21 protein-coding genes and 1 other annotated feature are annotated in these 18219 nt (G+C 42.5%); of the genes, 15 read left to right on the top strand and 6 right to left on the bottom strand.

What is annotated here, in order from left to right; genetic code table 11:
* Both accD and AC2HW8_RS06870 read left to right on the top strand, forming a co-directional pair.
* Nucleotides 1-864: an acetyl-CoA carboxylase, carboxyltransferase subunit beta gene (gene accD, locus AC2HW8_RS06875; protein ID WP_021883540.1), complete on the top strand. Its 864-nt coding sequence runs from the start codon at nucleotides 1-3 to the stop codon at nucleotides 862-864.
* A 2-nt stretch (nucleotides 865-866) separates the two neighbouring features.
* Nucleotides 867-1649 (top strand): acetyl-CoA carboxylase carboxyltransferase subunit alpha, encoded by a 783-nt coding sequence (locus tag AC2HW8_RS06870; RefSeq protein WP_117847491.1) that lies wholly within the window; start codon nucleotides 867-869, stop codon nucleotides 1647-1649.
* An 86-nt stretch (nucleotides 1650-1735) separates the two neighbouring features.
* Here AC2HW8_RS06870 and AC2HW8_RS06865 read toward each other — a convergent pair whose 3' ends face one another.
* Nucleotides 1736-2173, bottom strand: a complete 438-nt coding sequence (locus tag AC2HW8_RS06865) for a hypothetical protein (protein ID WP_303786893.1) — start codon at nucleotides 2171-2173, stop codon at nucleotides 1736-1738.
* 352 nt (nucleotides 2174-2525) lie between these two features.
* Between AC2HW8_RS06865 and AC2HW8_RS06860 the strand changes: the two genes are divergently transcribed.
* On the top strand, nucleotides 2526-4067 hold the full coding sequence (locus AC2HW8_RS06860; protein ID WP_484327333.1) for a 4Fe-4S dicluster domain-containing protein: 1542 nt from the start codon (nucleotides 2526-2528) through the stop codon (nucleotides 4065-4067).
* A 22-nt stretch (nucleotides 4068-4089) separates the two neighbouring features.
* Nucleotides 4090-4860 carry a YdcF family protein gene (locus tag AC2HW8_RS06855; RefSeq protein ID WP_303786889.1) on the top strand — a complete coding sequence of 257 codons (771 nt, stop codon included), beginning with the start codon at nucleotides 4090-4092 and terminating at the stop codon, nucleotides 4858-4860.
* Here the strand turns inward: AC2HW8_RS06855 and AC2HW8_RS06850 are convergent.
* A complete protein-coding gene (locus AC2HW8_RS06850; protein WP_046431906.1) occupies nucleotides 4805-5056 on the bottom strand; it encodes a hypothetical protein in 252 nt (83 codons plus the stop codon). The two genes, AC2HW8_RS06855 and AC2HW8_RS06850, sit on opposite strands and share 56 nt — an antisense overlap.
* 248 nt (nucleotides 5057-5304) lie before the next feature.
* Here AC2HW8_RS06850 and AC2HW8_RS06845 point away from each other — a divergent pair, with 248 nt between their 5' ends.
* Nucleotides 5305-7056 carry a dockerin type I repeat-containing protein gene (locus AC2HW8_RS06845; RefSeq protein WP_303786887.1) on the top strand — a complete coding sequence of 584 codons (1752 nt, stop codon included), beginning with the start codon at nucleotides 5305-5307 and terminating at the stop codon, nucleotides 7054-7056.
* A 76-nt stretch (nucleotides 7057-7132) separates the two neighbouring features.
* Here AC2HW8_RS06845 and AC2HW8_RS06840 read toward each other — a convergent pair whose 3' ends face one another.
* On the bottom strand, nucleotides 7133-7342 hold the full coding sequence (locus AC2HW8_RS06840; protein WP_021883545.1) for a helix-turn-helix domain-containing protein: 210 nt from the start codon (nucleotides 7340-7342) through the stop codon (nucleotides 7133-7135).
* 465 nt (nucleotides 7343-7807) lie between these two features.
* Between AC2HW8_RS06840 and AC2HW8_RS06835 the strand changes: the two genes are divergently transcribed.
* Nucleotides 7808-8128, top strand: coding sequence for a dockerin type I repeat-containing protein (locus AC2HW8_RS06835; RefSeq protein ID WP_303786857.1), 321 nt, complete (start codon nucleotides 7808-7810; stop codon nucleotides 8126-8128).
* 487 nt (nucleotides 8129-8615) lie between these two features.
* Here AC2HW8_RS06835 and argS read toward each other — a convergent pair whose 3' ends face one another.
* From argS to murI, 3 genes are read right to left on the bottom strand one after another with little or no spacing between them, the layout of a single operon-like run.
* Nucleotides 8616-10352, bottom strand: coding sequence for an arginine--tRNA ligase (gene argS / locus AC2HW8_RS06830; RefSeq protein WP_484327332.1), 1737 nt, complete (start codon nucleotides 10350-10352; stop codon nucleotides 8616-8618).
* A 1-nt stretch (nucleotide 10353) separates the two neighbouring features.
* Nucleotides 10354-10818: a YwiB family protein gene (locus AC2HW8_RS06825; protein ID WP_021883548.1), complete on the bottom strand. Its 465-nt coding sequence runs from the start codon at nucleotides 10816-10818 to the stop codon at nucleotides 10354-10356.
* 11 nt (nucleotides 10819-10829) lie between these two features.
* Nucleotides 10830-11648: a glutamate racemase gene (gene murI / locus AC2HW8_RS06820; protein WP_046431900.1), complete on the bottom strand. Its 819-nt coding sequence runs from the start codon at nucleotides 11646-11648 to the stop codon at nucleotides 10830-10832.
* Nucleotides 11649-11786: 138 nt separating this feature from the next.
* On the opposite strand from murI, the gene AC2HW8_RS06815 reads away from it, so the two are divergent.
* From AC2HW8_RS06815 to pckA, 9 genes are all read left to right on the top strand, one after another.
* Nucleotides 11787-12575, top strand: coding sequence for a DUF7674 family protein (locus AC2HW8_RS06815; protein WP_046431899.1), 789 nt, complete (start codon nucleotides 11787-11789; stop codon nucleotides 12573-12575).
* A gap of 210 nt (nucleotides 12576-12785) precedes the next feature.
* Nucleotides 12786-12935, top strand: a complete 150-nt coding sequence (rpmG, locus tag AC2HW8_RS06810) for a 50S ribosomal protein L33 (protein WP_015522667.1) — start codon at nucleotides 12786-12788, stop codon at nucleotides 12933-12935.
* Between the two features lie 12 nt (nucleotides 12936-12947).
* A complete protein-coding gene (secE, locus tag AC2HW8_RS06805) occupies nucleotides 12948-13205 on the top strand; it encodes a preprotein translocase subunit SecE (RefSeq protein ID WP_015522668.1) in 258 nt (85 codons plus the stop codon).
* A gap of 44 nt (nucleotides 13206-13249) precedes the next feature.
* Complete coding sequence (gene nusG, locus AC2HW8_RS06800; RefSeq protein ID WP_015522669.1) at nucleotides 13250-13777, top strand: transcription termination/antitermination protein NusG; 528 nt, start codon at nucleotides 13250-13252, stop codon at nucleotides 13775-13777.
* Nucleotides 13778-13890: 113 nt separating this feature from the next.
* Nucleotides 13891-14316, top strand: a complete 426-nt coding sequence (gene rplK, locus AC2HW8_RS06795; RefSeq protein WP_015522670.1) for a 50S ribosomal protein L11 — start codon at nucleotides 13891-13893, stop codon at nucleotides 14314-14316.
* Nucleotides 14317-14372: 56 nt separating this feature from the next.
* Nucleotides 14373-15068, top strand: coding sequence for a 50S ribosomal protein L1 (gene rplA / locus AC2HW8_RS06790; protein ID WP_015522671.1), 696 nt, complete (start codon nucleotides 14373-14375; stop codon nucleotides 15066-15068).
* Nucleotides 15069-15095: 27 nt separating this feature from the next.
* Nucleotides 15096-15236, top strand: a sequence feature (ribosomal protein L10 leader region).
* Nucleotides 15237-15265: 29 nt separating this feature from the next.
* Entirely contained in the window at nucleotides 15266-15826 is a 561-nt protein-coding gene (rplJ, locus tag AC2HW8_RS06785) for a 50S ribosomal protein L10 (RefSeq protein ID WP_021883551.1), read from the top strand.
* Between the two features lie 53 nt (nucleotides 15827-15879).
* On the top strand, nucleotides 15880-16257 hold the full coding sequence (rplL, locus tag AC2HW8_RS06780) for a 50S ribosomal protein L7/L12 (protein ID WP_015522672.1): 378 nt from the start codon (nucleotides 15880-15882) through the stop codon (nucleotides 16255-16257).
* Between the two features lie 306 nt (nucleotides 16258-16563).
* The gene (gene pckA / locus AC2HW8_RS06775) at nucleotides 16564-18168 is read left to right on the top strand and encodes a phosphoenolpyruvate carboxykinase (ATP) (RefSeq protein WP_298763757.1); all 1605 of its coding nucleotides are present in this window, start codon (nucleotides 16564-16566) and stop codon (nucleotides 18166-18168) included.
* Nucleotides 18169-18219 lie beyond the last annotated feature (51 nt).

Genomic DNA, 18219 nt, shown 5'->3' with positions numbered 1-18219 from the left:
ATGGATTTGTTTGCTTTCAGAAAACCGAAGAATGAGCTTGAGTCCGATGAGGGCGAGAGCAAAAATGTACCCTTCGTTCCCGAAGAAATGTGGATAAAATGCCCCAAATGCAACACTATGCTCCTTACGACGGATATGGAGGAAAATCTTCATGTCTGCACAAAGTGCAACCACCATTTCAGAATGAATGGAAGAGATCGAGTTGAAATGCTTGCCGACAAGGATACCTTTGTTGAGTTTGACGCAGACCTTTCAAGCCATAATATTCTTGATTTTCCGGGATATGACGAAAAGCTTGAAAAGGCGAGAAAAACAGGTGCTAAGGAGTCTGTTATCTGCGGAGAATGTAAGATGAACGGCATTGATACCGTTCTCTGCGTTATGGATCCGACCTTTATGATGGGAAGTATGGGCGTAATCACGGGTGAAAAAATCACCCGTGCGTTTGAATATGCAACCGAAAATGCAATGCCGATTGTTGTTTGTACTGCCGCAGGCGGTGCAAGAATGCAGGAGGGCATCCTCTCGCTTATGCAAATGGCAAAAACCTCGGGTGCGGTAAAAAGACACAGCGACGCAGGTAATCTCTACATCACCGTGCTTACAGACCCGACAACAGGCGGTGTTACGGCATCGTTTGCAATGGAGGGCGACATTATTCTTGCCGAGCCCGATTGCCTTGTTGCCTTTGCAGGTCCGAGAGTAATCGAGCAGACAATCCGTCAAAAACTCCCCAAGGACTTCCAAACCTCGGAATTTGTTCTTCAGAAGGGCTTTATCGATTCGGTTGTCAGCAGAAATAATTTGAAATCTACACTTGTAAAACTGCTTAAATTGCACGGTTACAGCGGTGAGGAGGCTTAAAAATGACAGCTTACGAAAAGGTTATGGCGGCGAGAGATGCTAACAAGCTGACCTCGGTTGACTATATTGCCCATATGTTCGGTGACAGCTTCATTGAGCTTCACGGTGACCGCAGATATGCCGATGATAAAGCAGTTGTTGCAGGACTTGCAATGCTCTTTGACACTCCTGTTACTGTAATCGGAATTGAAAAGGGCAGAAATACAAAAGAGCGTGTTGAACGCAACTTCGGTCAGGCTCATCCCGAGGGCTACCGCAAGGCTTTAAGACTTATGAAACAGGCTGAAAAGTTCAGAAGACCTGTTCTTTGCCTTGTTGATACAAGCGGTGCATATCCAGGAATCGGTGCGGAGGAAAGAGGTCAGGGACAGGCTATTGCCGAAAACCTCATGGAAATGATGACTCTCAAAACTCCCGTACTTACCGTTCTTATCGGTGAGGGCGGCAGCGGCGGTGCGCTTGCACTTGCAGTTTCCGATGAAGTATGGATGCTTGAAAATTCCGTTTATTCGGTAATTTCTCCTGAGGGTTGTGCGTCAATTCTCTGGAAAGACAGCTCAAAGGCGGCTGATGCGGCAGAGGCTCTCAGGCTTACCGCACAGGATTTGTTTGACCTCGGTGTAATCGAGAGAATCATCCGTCAGCCAAAGGCAGGCGATCAGGCTATGTTTGAAAGCCTTAAAATGCTCATCAAAAGAACATTTGAAAAGAATCTTGCCCTTGATGACGAAGAGCTTTTGAATGCACGCTATGAGCGTTTCCGCAAAATCGGCAGACCCGAATAGTTTATTTTAAACCTAAACACAAAAACGGCAGGAAAGATAATTTGCAATACTGCAATGCCTTTCCTGCCGTTTTATTTTTTAATTTTTTAATTATATGTGCTGTAATCTCCGTCGTGCATTTCAGGACGATTCACCCAGTCACTAATGGAGTTGTTGCCGAAAATTGATTTGCTGTTGCCCGATACCGCCGCAGTTACATTGATTGCAATGCCTGCAATAATGACCGCACCAATCACACAGGCAGCAACAATTTTTACGATTTTAAAAGCTTTCTTTTTATCAATCGGCTGTTCTGCCGGCGGAATGTAGGGAATAGGTGGCTGATTTATTTCAAGTTCGGGCATTTCATTTTGAAACTGCGGTGCAAAGTCCTCCGCCTGTTCAAAGCCTGTCTGCGGCAAAGGCGAGGTGTACTCAGTTTCGGTTGTTTCATTACTTTGTGTATGTAAAGCTTCGGAAATTTTCGTTCCGCACATCTGACAAAACGCAGACTCGGTTTCAAAACCGCAATTAGGACATTTCATAGGTTTGTACCTCGTAATTTTTGATAGTATGACACCATTTTATAACAATATTCACTTAAAGTCAATAAATGTGACAAAATCGCTCGGGATAAAGTTTGATATTATGTAAATAATATCGCAAAATTTTTGCAAAATAAGCCTGTATCTGTTGAAAACAAGGGTAGTGTAGTGTATAATCTAAGTACGAATTGCAACATTATGTTGCAATTCAGAGATTCAATGTTCCATTGAACCTCTGAGGAGCTAACGCTCCTATGTACAAGATTGCAAGCAAGGCAGAGCGTTGCTGCGATTTAAATTTAGTGAATGATTGAATAGAAAATAAAATACACACAGTGAAAGGATGAGTGCCTTGAGAGGACTGTATTCGTCAAAGACAAAAATCCGTAATCAAATTTTCACCGAGGTTGCAAGGTTTGCATACGAGGGCGGAGATTATTCAAAATTTGAAAATCTTCCGTATGAAATTATCCCGGGTGAAATTTCAACATACCGTGAAAGTATATTTCTCGAAAGAGCTATTGTAGGCGAAAGACTTCGCCTTGCAATGGGACTTCCGCTTTTGCCCGTTTCAAAACAAGCGCCTATATCAACAGGTGTTGAAGAAAGTATGATTGACGAAAAGGTTTACGATCCGCCGTTAATCAATATTATAAAATTCGCCTGTCATAAGTGTGCCGAAAAAAGAGTGGTTGTGACAGACGGCTGTCAGGGTTGTCTTGAACACCCGTGTACAGAGGTTTGCCCGAAGGGAGCAATCTCGATTGTACACGGAAAATCGCATATTGACGATGAAAAGTGCATCAAATGCGGAAAATGTCAGGGTGCGTGTCCGTACAATGCAATCATAAAGCAGGAGCGTCCGTGTGCCGCCGCATGCGGTATGAAAGCTATCCACAGCGATGAACACGGAAGAGCAGATATTGACTATAACAAGTGCGTTTCATGCGGAATGTGCCTTGTAAGCTGTCCGTTCAGCGCAATTGTTGACAAAAGTCAGATTTTCCAGACTATTATGGCAATCAACAGCGGCACACCTGTTTATGCCGCTGTTGCACCTGCAATTGCAGGTCAGTTCAAGGGACTTCCGTCACATAAAATCAGAAATGCCTTTAAGGCTCTCGGCTTTACCGATGTTGTCGAGGTTGCGGTCGGTGCCGACCTTTGTACGGTTGAAGAAGCAAAGGATTTTATGGAAGAAGTTCCCGAAAAACAGCCGTTTATGGCGACTTCCTGTTGCCCGGCATGGAGCGTTATGGCGAAGAAAACTTTCCCCGACATCGCTCCGTACATTTCAATGGCACTCACTCCTATGGTTCTCACGGGCAGACTTACAAAACAGCATTATCCCGATTGCAGAGTTGTGTTTATCGGGCCATGTGCCGCTAAAAAGCTTGAGGCAAGCCGCAGAAGTATCCGAAGTGATATCGACTTTGTGCTGACTTTTGAAGAAGTTGCTGGAATGTTTGCCGCAAAAGAGGTTGATTTTAACGCTGTTGAGGTTGACGAAAAACCGCTTTCATTCTCAAGCGCAGACGGCAGAGGCTTTGCCGTAAGCGGCGGTGTTGCAAAGGCTGTTGTCAATGCAATCCACAAGCTTGATCCCGAAAGAGAGGTCAAGGTTGCCAATGCACAGGGACTTGATGAGTGCGTAAAGCTTTTGCGTATGGCAAAGGCAGGCAAGTACAACGGCTATCTGCTTGAGGGTATGGCTTGCCCCGGCGGTTGTGTTGCAGGTGCCGGAACAATCAACAATCCCGACAAATCTGCAATGGAGGTTCTCAAAAGCAAGAAAGAATCGTGCTTTGAGGGCGCTGTTGACACTCCGTTTATTGACCGTTTGTCAACTCTTGAAAATATGTACAATGAGTTTGATAAGATGAAAGAAATTTAACAGGTCGGGTGATATTTTGAAAATGGTGATGCTAATTTTACGCATAATCGGCATTGTCGCAGCAGTTGTGTTTCTCGGATTTTTCGTAATCCCTATGACTCACGGAATTATCAACCCGGGCAATATAGCAGGAACTTTTTTGTGTCTGTGGCTGTTGTGCGTGTTAATTCCGCCCGTTCACGGAGCAATAAAGGCATTTTGCTTTAAGCATTTGTTTACTAAAATAGTTTTTCGTGTAGTGAATATCAGCTTTATTGCTTTTGCCGTTTACGGTGCGATTGTTACCTCCGCAATGGTGTGGGCAACCTGTCAGGCTCCGCCCGAAAACTCAACTGCAATTGTCCTCGGCGCTCAGGTTAAGCCGTGGGGACCGTCGGTAATTTTGCGTGGCAGAATTGACGCCGCAAAATCATATCTTGACGATTCTCCGAACGCAAATGCCGTTCTCAGCGGAGGACAGGGAAGTGACGAGATTATGAGTGAGGCACAATGTATGTACAGTGTGCTGACGGAGTCGAAAATTGATTCTTCAAGACTTTATATGGAGGACAAGTCAACCAACACAACCGAGAATATAAGAAATTCAATGAAAATAATTGAGGACAACAACCTTAATACCGATATTACGATTGTGACGGACGGCTTTCATCAGCTCAGAGCAAGGATAATCTGTTCGCAACTCGGCATAAAAGGAAATGTCGGAGCAGTAAGCTCCGACACAAGGCTTTTGTATGTCCCTACTTATGCTGTTCGTGAGTGGTTCGCTCTTCCGTTTCAGCTTCTGTTTCGGTAGTCACAATCTCGGTGATGTCACCGTTTGTGTCAAAATGAGGCTTTGTCCTGTGACAGTTTGCAAACTCAAGCGGATAAACCTCGTGTTCCGTAACATCAACAATAGGGGAAATCTCCTTTTTGCTGTTCCGTGAGGGCAACTCAATCGGATATTTTTCGTGCTGTCCCTCGTTATGATTAACATCGTAAAAACTCATAATAAAAACCACCTTTCTGTGAGGTGGTTTTATTTTTTGCAGAATTTTAAATTATATGCAAAGGGGAAATTTTGTTTTATGGTAAAAGTTTACAAAAAAATGTATGAATTGTCTTAAATTATATTGACAAAATATTGTATTAGTTGTATTATATGTATGAGGTTAGAAGTGCATTGCAGTGCAATTTTGCAATTCACAATACATATACTGAATATTTTTTAAACCGTAATCAGAAAGGGGATTTTAAAATGACGAAAAAAATTATGAGTATGATTCTGTCAATCGCAATGGTGCTTTCTATCGCCGTAGTCGGCATTTCAGGAGTATCTGCGGCAGTTGACAGCGACGGTCGTTATGTCCCAAGTGAGGGCGTAGAAACACACAGAATTTATTTTGCAATGCCTAATTCTTGGAAGAGCGCAAAATACGGTGCAGATTCTGCGGGAATTTTTTGGTGGAATGGATCTGATGCTGATGGATTTGTCGAGGGAACAGAGCGTCTTGCGTGGCCGGGTTACAAAATGCAGGTTGCTGATGCTGAATCGAATCTTTATTATGTTGATCTCCCGACAGATGTAATTGCTGTTATTTTCAACAATGCTCTTAACGGCGGTGAAAGAATAGTTGATGATTACGGAAATGTAACATATGAGTTTAGTGAGGGTCAGTTTATGGCTGCAAATCAAACCGCCGACATCATAAGTGGATCTTATTCAGAGGGCGACGATGACTACTATGACAATATGCTTGACGGCGAATTTTGGTCAAAGGCAAAAGCTGCTTTAAATGGTGATGATAAATCATTCTTAGGTAACTTTGCCGACAATTTTTATGAAGATCCCGATTGGGGCATCGCAATGAATTTTGACAATATGGTATATATTGTTGACCTTAACAATGCTGCTGAAAATCTTGTTTCAGGTAAGAAATTTTACTATGGAGAATATTATTTCTTCTACGGCAAGAACGAGAAAACAGGCAAGTATGAATACGGCGGACTTCCTAATTATGAAATGGCAAAGGAAAACGGAGTGCTTTATGAGCTTAATGATACATCAACTCCCGATGAGCCTTCGTCAGAACCTACAACAACTCCTGAACCGACAACACCCGAGCCTGCTGTAAAGGAAATCAAATTTGATGTTAAAAAATCAGGTTGGGAAAATGTAAAAAATATTTATTGCCATGTATGGGCTGCTGACGGTACAGGTGTATGGCCTATGTGGCAGACAAGATCAGAAAAATGTGTCTATGATCCCGATACAGGAATTGCCGCATATGACCTTTCAAAAACAGGCAACACAATTTCTGCTTCAGACGGAAAGCGTTATTGCGTAATTTTCAGTGCAAACACGGGTGTGCAGACATATAATGTAGTTATGGACGGCAAGTGCATTGGTGATACACTATATTGTACAGGCAATAAGCTTGAAAATCCTGATGATTCTGAAAAAGTCGCACTTGAGGCAGTTTGGACTAAAAACAATGATTGCGGTCCTGAGAAGAGAATTACTTCAACGGGCAATGTAGTCGGAACTGAACTACCCGAGGGTGTGACTGACGAAACGCTCCTTGCGCAGTACCTTATTGATTATTATAATGCTCCTGATAAAACAAATTTCACACAGAATCTTCTTAATACATTGGCTGTAAGCCCAAAAGATGTAAAGACTGCCGCAGAAAGTATTCTTGACAGCAGCGATTATCTTGATAAGACTACAATTTTGCCTAAGGTTGAAAAAATTCTTGCTGAATGTTCCGATCCTTTTAATGGTATGATTTACGGTGATGTGAACATTGACGGCATAATTACTGTTGTTGACGCAACAATAGTGCAAAAATACATAGTAAATATGGCACATCTCGATAATGTAAATCAGAAGTTAGCAGATGTTGATGTTGACGCTGTGATTACAATTAAGGATGCAACAGCTGTTCAAAAGTATATCGTAAATGTTGACGGATACGGCAAAACAGGCGAAAAGTTTGCAGCTACATAAGTGTTAGTTGAATAGCCGAATGAAAATAACAACCCCGAAGTTTTTACAGACTTCGGGGTTTTACTTTTGAGCGTGTTTAATTTGTATCGTGTTTCAACTCAAGGATGTAGTCGGTTGAAACTTTGTACAATTTTGCAAGAGAAATAAGCACCTCGGTCGGCACGTCACGGTTTCCGTTTTCATACCTAAAGTACTGCGGCTGTTTCATGCCGAGGTATTCTGCAACATCATTCTGCGTCATATCGTGATCCTCACGCAACTCCCTTATCCTTTTATAATAAGGCATTGTATCACCCTTTTTATTTATTTATTTATACTGACAGAATAACATTCTTTGCAACGAAATTTTCGTATGATAACTAAATGGTTATAACAGTGGCAAAATTCAGTATTACTATTGCGTTTGTGATGCATAAATTAGTGTGATGTGAACCTTATTGTATGTATAGAAGATATTAATGTAATAAAAATACATTGTTGTTATTCGTTATTTGTTAAATTGTTATCTTCATACAATTCTCATATTTGTTTATAATAAAACAATTTATCATCTTTTTGTTTATTTGCTATTGACAGAACAGTAGTCTTTGTGATAAAATACTTTATAAGATAACCGAACGGTTATAAACGACAAAGAGAAGTAAAAGTATATTCTTGTTTTCTCGTTCGATGTTTATATAATGTTGATTATCAAATTCAATTTCGGTGTATTATTGGTTGAAAATGCACTGTTCTAAGGAGAGATTTTTGTATGGCAAAAAAACTTATTAGTATTGCGACATTGTTTGTTCTTATGGCAGTAAGCGTATTCAGCGCTTTTGCGGTTGAGGATGAAACAAAAAATGCTCTTGTTTACGGTGATGTGAACATTGACGGCGATATTACCGTAATCGATGCTACCGATATTCAGAAGTACATTGTCGGTCTTGAAGAATTTACAGCAGACAGTAAGTCAGTTGCAGATGTTGATAGTGACGGCGCTATTTCTGTTATGGATGCGACTTCAATTCAAAAGTATATTATAGGTCTTAACGGTTACGGAAAAGTCGGTCAGCAATTTGTTACTGAATGATTTTAAATCATAATCACAGTAATAATAATTAAGTCCCGAGGTATTGTGTGTACTTCGGGACTTTATTATGCATTGAATTTGTATTATTAATAGGGCTTAACCCCCATAAGGCATGACAATTGGATATAAATAAAAATCAGTCGGGAAGACATTGTTTTGCATTATGCAAACTGTCTTCCCGACATCCATTTTACATTTTCAATTTTTAAATTTCAATTTGTAAACTTCCGCTCGGGAAATATAAGCTTCGCATTAATAAAACTATCTACACGAACTACGCACCGAGGTACTCGGTTGAATAAAGCACAAGATATACAATAGTAACGCTCGGGAAATATAAGCTTCGCATTAATAAAACTATCTACACGAACTACGCACCGAGGTACTCGGTTGAATAAAACACGAGATGTACAATAGTAACGCTCGGGAAATATAAGCTTTGCATTAATAAAACTATCTACACGAACTACGCACCGAGGTACTCGGTTTACATGCTTTCGGGGCAAGAAATGTTGAACATTGTAAGAACATTTTTGATAACGGCTCTTACGCAGTTGCAAAGTGCAAGTCTTGCCTGCATAAGACCTTCTTCTTCGCCCTTAACACGGCAAGCATTGTAGAATTTGTGGAAAAGTGTTGCAAGCTGTGTTACATAGCGTGTAACCTTGGTCGGATCGTAATCCTTTGCCGCACTGATGATTTCGTTGGTGTATGACGCAAGATGATTAATGAGTTCCTTTTCTTCGGGAGCTGTGAGGAGTGCAAGCTCTGCGTCTGTACATTCTCTCGGAGAAATGCCCTCTTTTGCAAGCGACTTGAAGATACTGCAAATTCTTGCGTGTGCGTATTGAACATAATAAACAGGGTTCTGATTGTCCTGACTTACTGCAAGGTCAAGGTCAAAGTCCATCTGTGTGTTAGCCTCTTTGGTGTTAAAGAGGAACCTTGCGCTGTCAACAGGCACTTCGTCAAGCAAATCGCCAAGCTGAATAGCCTTGCCTGTACGCTTGCTCATTTTTACAAGCTCACCGTCCTTAACAAGCTTAACAAGCTGCATAAGAACAACATTTAGCTTGTCACCGTCATAGCCGATAGCGTCCATTGCGCCTTTCATTCTCATAACATGACCGTGATGATCTGCTCCCCAAACATCAATAAGAGTTGTGAATCCACGGTCAAATTTGTTCTTGTGGTATGCAATGTCGGCTGTAAAATATGTCGGGTTGCCGTTCTGACGAATGAGAACATCGTCCTTTAATTCAAGGTTGTCAATGTATTTCTGTGACTTGCCCTCTTTGAGAAGCTTCTGTGTGAGCACCTCTTTGTTCTTGTACCAAACGGCACCATCTTTTTCGTAGGTAAGTCCTTTTTTCGTGAGAAGGTCAACAACAGCCTTAACAGCACCGCTCTTGTGAAGCTCGCTTTCAAAGAACCATTTGTCATAGAAAATCTTGTATTTTTCCATATCAGCCTGCATCTTCTTGATGTTCTTAGGAAGTGCATAGTCAACAAGAGCCTTTTTGCGTTCTTCTGCGCTTACATTAACAAGGCTGTCGCCGTTTAGGTCTGCATATTCTTTTGCAAGGTCTTTGATGTCCTCACCCTGATAGCCGTCCTCGGGAAACTCTATCTCATCGCCCTTGAAAATCTGAAGATATCTTGCTTCAAGTGAACAGCCGAATTTTTCAATCTGATTGCCGGCGTCGTTTACATAAAATTCACGCCATGCGTTGTAGCCCGCTTTGTCAAGAACAGCGGCAAGACAGTCACCGAGAGCGCCTCCTCTTGCGTTGCCCATGTGCATAGGACCTGTCGGGTTGGCTGATACAAACTCAACCATAACCTTTTCATCTCTGCCGTATTCACTTCTGCCGTATGCCTCGGGATTGGCAAGGATTTCTCTGATTACAGCCGAATAAAATTCAGTGCCGAGGAAGAAATTGATGAATCCCGGACCTGCTGTTTCAAAGCGGTCAAACATTGTACCCTCAAGGTCAAGGTTTGATGTGATAGCCTGTGCAATTTTGAAAGGCGGCATACGGAATGCCTTTGCGCCTGCCATTGCCGCATTTGTTGCAAAGTCGCCGTGGCTTCTGTCTGCGGGTGTTTCAATGATGAACGGAGCGGTCTCTGCCTGCGGAAGTTCACCGTTTGTTATTGCCTTTTCAATAGCGTTTTCAATTGCTTTTTTTAGCTGTTGTACAGCAAGTGCGTATGTATCCATATCAATCTACCTCATTTTCAAACTTTTCTTTTTCTTCAACCGTAATTTTAAACTTGTTTTCGCTCACAAGGTCATTGTTGAAATCAAGCGTGTAACTGACCTCAAGCGTTCCGCCGTTTTTGGTGAGGGAGTTGTTCATTGTTTTTGTGAAAACTCCTATCATAAGGTCGCCTGCAGGCGTCTGATACAGGCATTGATGCCGTCTGCCTTTTTCAAGCATAAGCTGTGAACGCATGGGACCTTTGCGTGTAATTGTCACCGTATTGTCCTGAACTTTGATGAGATTGTCGTAAAAGCTCTGCGGTGCATCCTCGTCATATTCTTTGTAGCCTATGTAACAATGGTCTTTTTTCATCAGAAAATTTCCCTCTGTGAGAACCTCAATTCTGTCGCTTTCATCGTCAAGAATCTGTTCGCCCAGAATGGAAATCATATATTTGCATTTTTTCTTTTCCTTATCTGTCATATCTTCCCTCGTTAATACTGTTCAATGTCAATTTGTGTAACAGTATGCTCCATATTTCTGCCGAGAAACAGTCCTGCAACGCTTTTAAATCCGTCGGGAGTGTCGCTTACATAAAATTCAGGAGTCTGATGCACACCGTCTGTGTTGAGCAGATTGTTTTCTCTGAGAATTTTTGAGCAATAGATTGCAGTTTCATATCCCGAATCAACAAGCGTAACTCCGTCACCCATAAAGTCAGCAATTGCGTCACGCAAAAGCGGATAGTGAGTGCAACCGAGAATGAGGGTGTCAACGCCTGTTTCCTTGAGTTCGGAAAGATATCTTCTGATGACAAGCCGTACAATCTGATCGTCACGACAGATGAAACCGTTTTCAACAAGCGGAACAAAAAGCGGACACGCCTGCTCATAAACCTTGTATTTCGGATTAAGCTTTTCAAGACGGAGCTTGTAGCTGTGGCTCGAAATGGTTGCGGCAGTGCCGATAATTCCGATTTTACCGTTCTTTGTTTTTCGGTCGGCAATGAATGCGGTCGGGTTTACAACACCCGTGTACGGAACGGAAAGCTTTTCTTCAAGCATATCGCCTGCAACCGAACTTACCGTACCGCAGGCTGCAACAACTGTTTTGACATTGTGTTTCAACAGAAAATTTGCGTCCTGAAGGGCATACTTTGAAATTGTTTCACGACTTCTGTTGCCGTAGGGTACTCTTCCCGTATCTCCAAAGTATATTATTTTCTCGTTTGGCAGCACATGCAAAAACTCTTTTACAGCGCTGAGTCCGCCTAATCCGGAGTCAAAAACTCCGATAGCATCTTGACAAGACATAATAAAACCTTCTTTTACATTAATATACAGCTTAAATAATAACACAATAATGTGCGTCTTGCAAGTCAAAACCTTTGACAAATCTGTTATTTGATTGTATAATGAATTCTGACAGACTAATCCGAGAGGAAGATTAAGTTGGAATTTAAAAAAGCTTTTGATTATATCGTCGGCAAGGTTGAAGAAGAACTTGTAAAACAGAATTATACAAAGCAGAAGGTTGTTGCCGAAAATGACAACGAGCTTGTTTCGCTTTTTACAAGTGCGTCACTTGCATATTCGGTAGTATATTATAAGGATAAGGAACAGATGGTGCTCCGTTCCTGCACAATGACCGATGAAGGTCCCGACAACGAATGGAAAACACTTGCAACATGGCTTTACGATGAAACAGTCGGCACACAGAAGGACGCCGACAGTATCGCAAATGACTTTATCGAAGGCGTTTCGGGTACACTTGCAATCAAAAGGGCAAAGCAGGTTAAGCAGAAAAAGAAAAAGGATGACGACGGAACCGCCGATCCGAAGTTTCTTGCAAAGCGTTTTGTAACATATTTCCCCGAGCTTCGTGAGGAAATTAAAAACGAGGAGGATTGCTACTTCCCGTTCAGAGGCGCAACATTCGCAAAAGAGCATATTGCTCCGAAGATTCCCATGTATATTAAGCGTGCAAATAAGAATGAAATCGAGAAGTTTGCAAATGTGTTCAATGTTCAGTACAACAACGGTGATGTTGACACAAGGGCAATCATCACAATCGTTTTGCTCAATTCACTTGATGATGCTGAGTATAATGCACTTTATGAGCATTTCAACGACGAACTCAAGGTTGCCGCTTTAAATGCAAGAGCTTTTAAGGGCAAGACGGTAAAGCCTGAAAAAGTTAAGAAAGTTAAGGCAAAGGCAAACACTCTTACAAATAACTGATTTAATTGAAATTCACCGTAAAATCCCGTCTTGACGGGCGGGTTTTACGGAATATCGCAGAAAACACAGAATTTCTGTGGATAAATTGCAAAAAAGGCTTGACTAAAGCCTTTATATATGGTAGAATAACCTTACCTCTGAAAGGGGCTTATTTTTTTGTGCCCTATTGAGGGAGGCTAAAATATTCCGAAAAAACCGGGAGGTGCCGTTATGAGAGTAAAAATCACATTGGCCTGCACAGAGTGCAAACAGCGTAATTACAACACAATGAAGAACAAGAAGAACAGTCCTGACAGACTTGAAATGAACAAGTACTGCCGTTTCTGTAAAAAACACACTCTTCACAAGGAAACAAAATAACGGAGGTACATCATGGCTGAGAAAAAGTCTGAAAATGCAAAAGCAGCTGCTAAAAAGACTGCTAAAAAGCCTAATGTTTTCAAAAGGCTCGCAAAGTACCTCGGCTCCTGTAAGAGTGAAATCAAGAAGATCACATGGCCAACAGCGAAGCAGACAACAAAGAATTTTGGTATTGTCATTGCTATGGTAGCCATTGTAGGCGTATTTATCTTTGCCCTTGATCAGGGCTTGTACGCTCTCGTTGGTCTTTTTATGAACACAACCGCCTGATTCGTATCTGACATTGCTTGAATCACGAAAGGAAGAAAGTTGTTATGGCAGAATCAGAAGCAAGATGGTATGTTGTTCATACCTATTCGGGTTATGAAAATAAGGTTGCAACAGATCTTATGACCACAGCCGAAAACAGAAATCTTCAGGATATGATTATTGATGTCAAAGTTCCTGTTGAAATCGTAACCGAAACAGTCGGCGATAAGACCAAAGAGGTTGAAAATAAACTGTTTCCGGGCTATGTTTTCGTTAAGATGGTCTATACAGACGAAACCTGGTATGTTGTGCGCAACATCAGAGGCTGTACAGGATTTGTGGGACCCGGATCAAAGCCCGTACCACTTACAGATGCGGAAGTTTACAGAATGGGTGTTGAAACACGAAGCGTTAAGCTTAACTATTCTGTCGGCGATTCAGTTCGCATTATAGACGGTCCGCTTGAGGATTTTGTCGGTGTTGTTGAAGAAATTGATGCTGACAAAGATTATGTCCGTGTAGTTGTTTCTATGTTCGGACGAGAAACTCCGGTTGAACTTGAGCTTGCTCAGGCTGAACCGATAGAAGATTAATCAAATAATAATCAGCCGATTGGCTTTTTATTGGGAGTGTAACGCTCCCTGTGGGAGGGACCCTACACAGTGTCGTCCCGCAATTTACCACGAATTTTGGAGGTGCAAACACAATGGCTCAGAAGGTTGTAGGCTTAATTAAGCTGCAGATTCCCGCCGGAAAGGCTACTCCGGCACCACCTGTTGGTCCGGCTCTCGGTCAGCACGGTGTAAACATTGTTGCGTTCACAAAGGATTTTAATGAGCGTACAAAGAATGATATCGGTCTTATCATTCCGGTAGTAATTACTGTATATGCAGACCGTTCATTCACTTTCATTACAAAGACTCCGCCTGCTGCGGTTCTTCTTAAGAAGGCTTGCGGTATCGACAGCGGTTCAGGCGTACCTAACAAGACAAAGGTAGCTCAGATCACTCGTGAGCAGATCACAAAGATTGCAGAGCAGAAGATGCCTGACCTCAACGCAGGTTCACTTGATGCTGCTATCAGCATGATTTCCGGTACAGCAAGAAGCATGGGTATTACAGTAGTTGACTAATTATTTCCGGGTGGGAGGATAATTCCGATTGACCACCTAACAATGGAGGAAGACTGATGAAACACGGTAAGAAATATGTTGACGCTGCTAAGCTCGTTGACAGAACTAAATTATATGATACAAACGAGGCACTTGACACAGTTATCAAGACTGCAGTTGCTAAGTTTGACGAAACAGTTGAGCTTCATGTAAAGCTCGGCGTTGACAGCCGTCATGCTGACCAGCAGGTTAGAGGTGCGGTTGTTCTTCCTAACGGTACAGGTAAAAAGGTTAGAGTTCTTGCAATTTGTAAGGGCGCTAACGAAGAGCTTGCCAAGGAAGCCGGTGCTGACTTTGTCGGTGCTGAGGATATGACACAGAAGATTCAGCAGGAGAACTGGATGGACTTTGATGTTCTTATTACAACTCCCGATTGCATGGGCCTTGTAGGTCGTCTCGGTAGAATCCTCGGTCCCCGCGGTCTTATGCCAAACCCAAAGGCAGGTACTGTAACTCCTGACATTGCCAAGGCTGTTAAAGAAGCTAAGGCAGGTAAGATTGAGTACCGTCTTGACAAAACAAACATCATTCACTGCCCAATCGGTAAGGCAAGCTTTGGCGCTGAGAAGCTCGGTGAAAACCTTGACACTCTCATGGGCGCTATCGTAAAGGCTAAGCCTGCTGCAGCTAAGGGTCAGTACATCCGCTCAGTTGCCATTACTTCGACAATGGGTCCGAGCGTTCGCATCAACCCTGCTAAGTTTGGTGCTTAATTTCAGTTATTTACACAATAGTGTGAATATATAAAATTCGCTGTTCTAAAGACAGCAGGTGCGTAAGCGTAAAGGTTTTTCCTGCCTGCCGAGGAAGATGCAAATTACATTGTTTTGTGTTTTTGCAGCCGTCCGAGGTAAAACGGACGGCTGTTTTTTATGAACTGCGTTACAAATATTTTGGAGGTGAATTTATCTTGCCAAGTCAAAGTGTTTTAGAGCAGAAGAAAGCAATTGTTGCAGAGCTTTCAGAAAGACTCAAAAGCTCAATCACAGGTGTGGTTGTCAGCTACGAGGGTATCAACACAGAGGACGATACAAAGCTCAGAAAAGAGCTTCGTGAGAACGATGTTAAGTACACAGTAGTTAAGAACACACTTCTTTCCCGTGCTTGCGAGGAAGCAGGTCTTGATGACATTAAGCCTGTTCTCGAGGGTACAACAGCTATTGCTACAAGCGACAGCGAGTACGCTGCTGCTGCAAGAATCCTTTGCAACTATGCTAAGGATCATGACAACTTTAAGGTTAAGTCAGCTTATCTTGACGGTGCCGTAATTGATATGGACACAATCGTTGCCCTTTCAAAGCTCCCAACAAGAGAAGTTCTTCTTGCAAATGTTCTTGGTGCATTCCAGGCACCTATCGCATCCTTTGCACGTGCCGTACAGGCTATCGTTGACAAGGGCGGCGTTGAAGCTTGTGCTGCTGAGGCAGCAGAAGAGGCTCCTGCTGAGGCAGAAGCTCCTGCAGCAGAATAATCGGCTGCAATTAATTAAAATTTTACTAATTATCATATTGGAGGTAAATTACAATGGCATCAGAGAAAATTACTGCTATTATTGAAGAATTAAAAGGCCTCACAGTTCTTGAGCTTTCAGAGCTCGTTCACGCTGTAGAGGATGAGTTTGGTGTATCAGCTGCTGCTGCAGTTGCAGTTGCAGGTCCTGCTGCTGACGGTGGCGCTGCTGCTGCTGAGCAGACAGAGTTTGATGTAGTTCTTAAGGCTGCAGGCGGCAACAAGATTGCTGTTATCAAGGTTGTTCGTGAAGTAACAGGTCTTGGTCTTAAGGAAGCAAAGGCACTCGTTGACGGTGCTCCTAAGGCTCTCAAGGAAGGCGTTTCTAAGGAAGACGCTGAAGCTATCAAGACTAAGCTCGAAGAGGCCGGTGCTGAAGTAGAACTTAAGTAATTTTACTTATAGCTTGCATTTTAAGTCCGACAGATTTCTGTCGGACTTTTTTGCGTTTATTGTTAAAATTTGTCATTTTTGATTTTGTATAAATTCAATTTTTTATCTTACAATAAAAGAGTATGGACAATATAATCACAATGTCTGTTTTAACTGCTTTTGATTACTGTTTTGCTTGACGAGCCGATTCTTTTGTGATAAACTATTAACGAACATAGGGTGTTGGATATTAACGCTGACAAGGGGTATTTGTCACAATTCCACTATCTATGTGAATTCAGAAAACATAGAAAGGTTGATACTGAAATGGCAAAGATTGATTTAACAAAGTACGGTATTACAGGTACCACTGAAATCGTTCACAATCCTTCTTATGAAGAGCTTTTCAAAGAAGAAACAAGACCCGAACTCGAGGGTTATGAAGTTGGTCAGGAAACTGAGCTTGGCGCAGTTAATGTTATGACCGGCGTTTACACAGGTCGTTCACCTAAGGACAAGTTCATCGTTATGGACGAGAACTCAAAGGACACTGTTTGGTGGACTTCTGACGAGTACAAGAACGACAACCATCCTGCATCTGAGGAAACTTGGAAGGCAGTTAAGGAAATCGCAAAGAAAGAGCTTTCTAACAAGAAGCTTTATGTTGTAGATGCTTTCTGCGGTGCTAATAAGGACACAAGAATGGCTGTTCGTTTCATCGTTGAGGTTGCTTGGCAGGCTCACTTTGTAACAAATATGTTCATCACTCCTTCAGCTGAAGAGCTTGAAAACTTTGAGCCTGATTTCGTTGTTTACAACGCATCAAAGGCTAAGGTTGAAAACTACAAGGAGCTCGGTCTTAACTCAGAAACAGCTGTTGTATTCAACATCACAAGCCGTGAGCAGGTTATCATCAACACATGGTACGGCGGTGAGATGAAGAAGGGTATGTTCTCAATGATGAACTACTACCTCCCGCTCAAGGGCATCGCATCAATGCACTGCTCAGCCAACACAGATAAGAACGGCGAGAACACAGCTATCTTCTTCGGTCTTTCAGGTACAGGTAAGACTACACTTTCAACAGATCCTAAGAGACTCCTCATCGGTGATGACGAGCACGGCTGGGACGACAACGGCGTATTCAACTTTGAAGGCGGCTGCTATGCTAAGGTTATCAACCTTGACAAAGAGTCAGAGCCTGACATCTACAACGCTATCAGAAGAGACGCTCTTCTTGAAAATGTTACTGTTGACAAGGAAGGCAAGATTGACTTTAACGACAAGACTGTAACAGAGAACACTCGTGTATCATATCCGATTGATCACATCGACAACATTGTTCGCCCTGTTTCTTCAGCTCCTGCTGCAAAGAATGTAATCTTCCTTTCAGCTGATGCTTTCGGCGTACTTCCGCCTGTTTCAATCCTCACACCAGAGCAGACAAAGTACTACTTCCTCTCAGGCTTCACAGCTAAGCTTGCCGGTACAGAGCGTGGCATCACAGAGCCGACTCCAACATTCTCAGCTTGCTTCGGTCAGGCATTCCTCGAGCTTCATCCTACAAAGTATGCTGAAGAGCTCGTTAAGAAGATGGAAATGAGCGGTGCTAAGGCATACCTCGTAAACACAGGTTGGAACGGCACAGGCAAGCGTATCTCTATTAAGGATACTCGTGGTATCATCGACGCTATCCTTGACGGTTCTATCACAAAGGCTCCTACAAAGACAATTCCACACTTCAACTTTGAAGTTCCTACAGAGCTCCCCGGCGTTGATTCAGGCATCCTCGATCCTCGTGACACATATGCAAATGTTGCTGATTGGGAAGAGAAGGCTAAGGATCTTGCAAGCCGTTTTGTTAAGAACTTTGCTAAGTACGAAGGCAACGAAGCCGGTAAGGCTCTCGTTGAAGCAGGTCCTAAGGCTTAATTTGCCCGACTGCGCTTAACGCATCATAATTGGTGCAACCTTTATCTAAAT

The organism is Ruminococcoides sp. (assembly GCF_057037865.1).
This window is presented reverse-complemented; position numbering and strand designations above follow the sequence as displayed.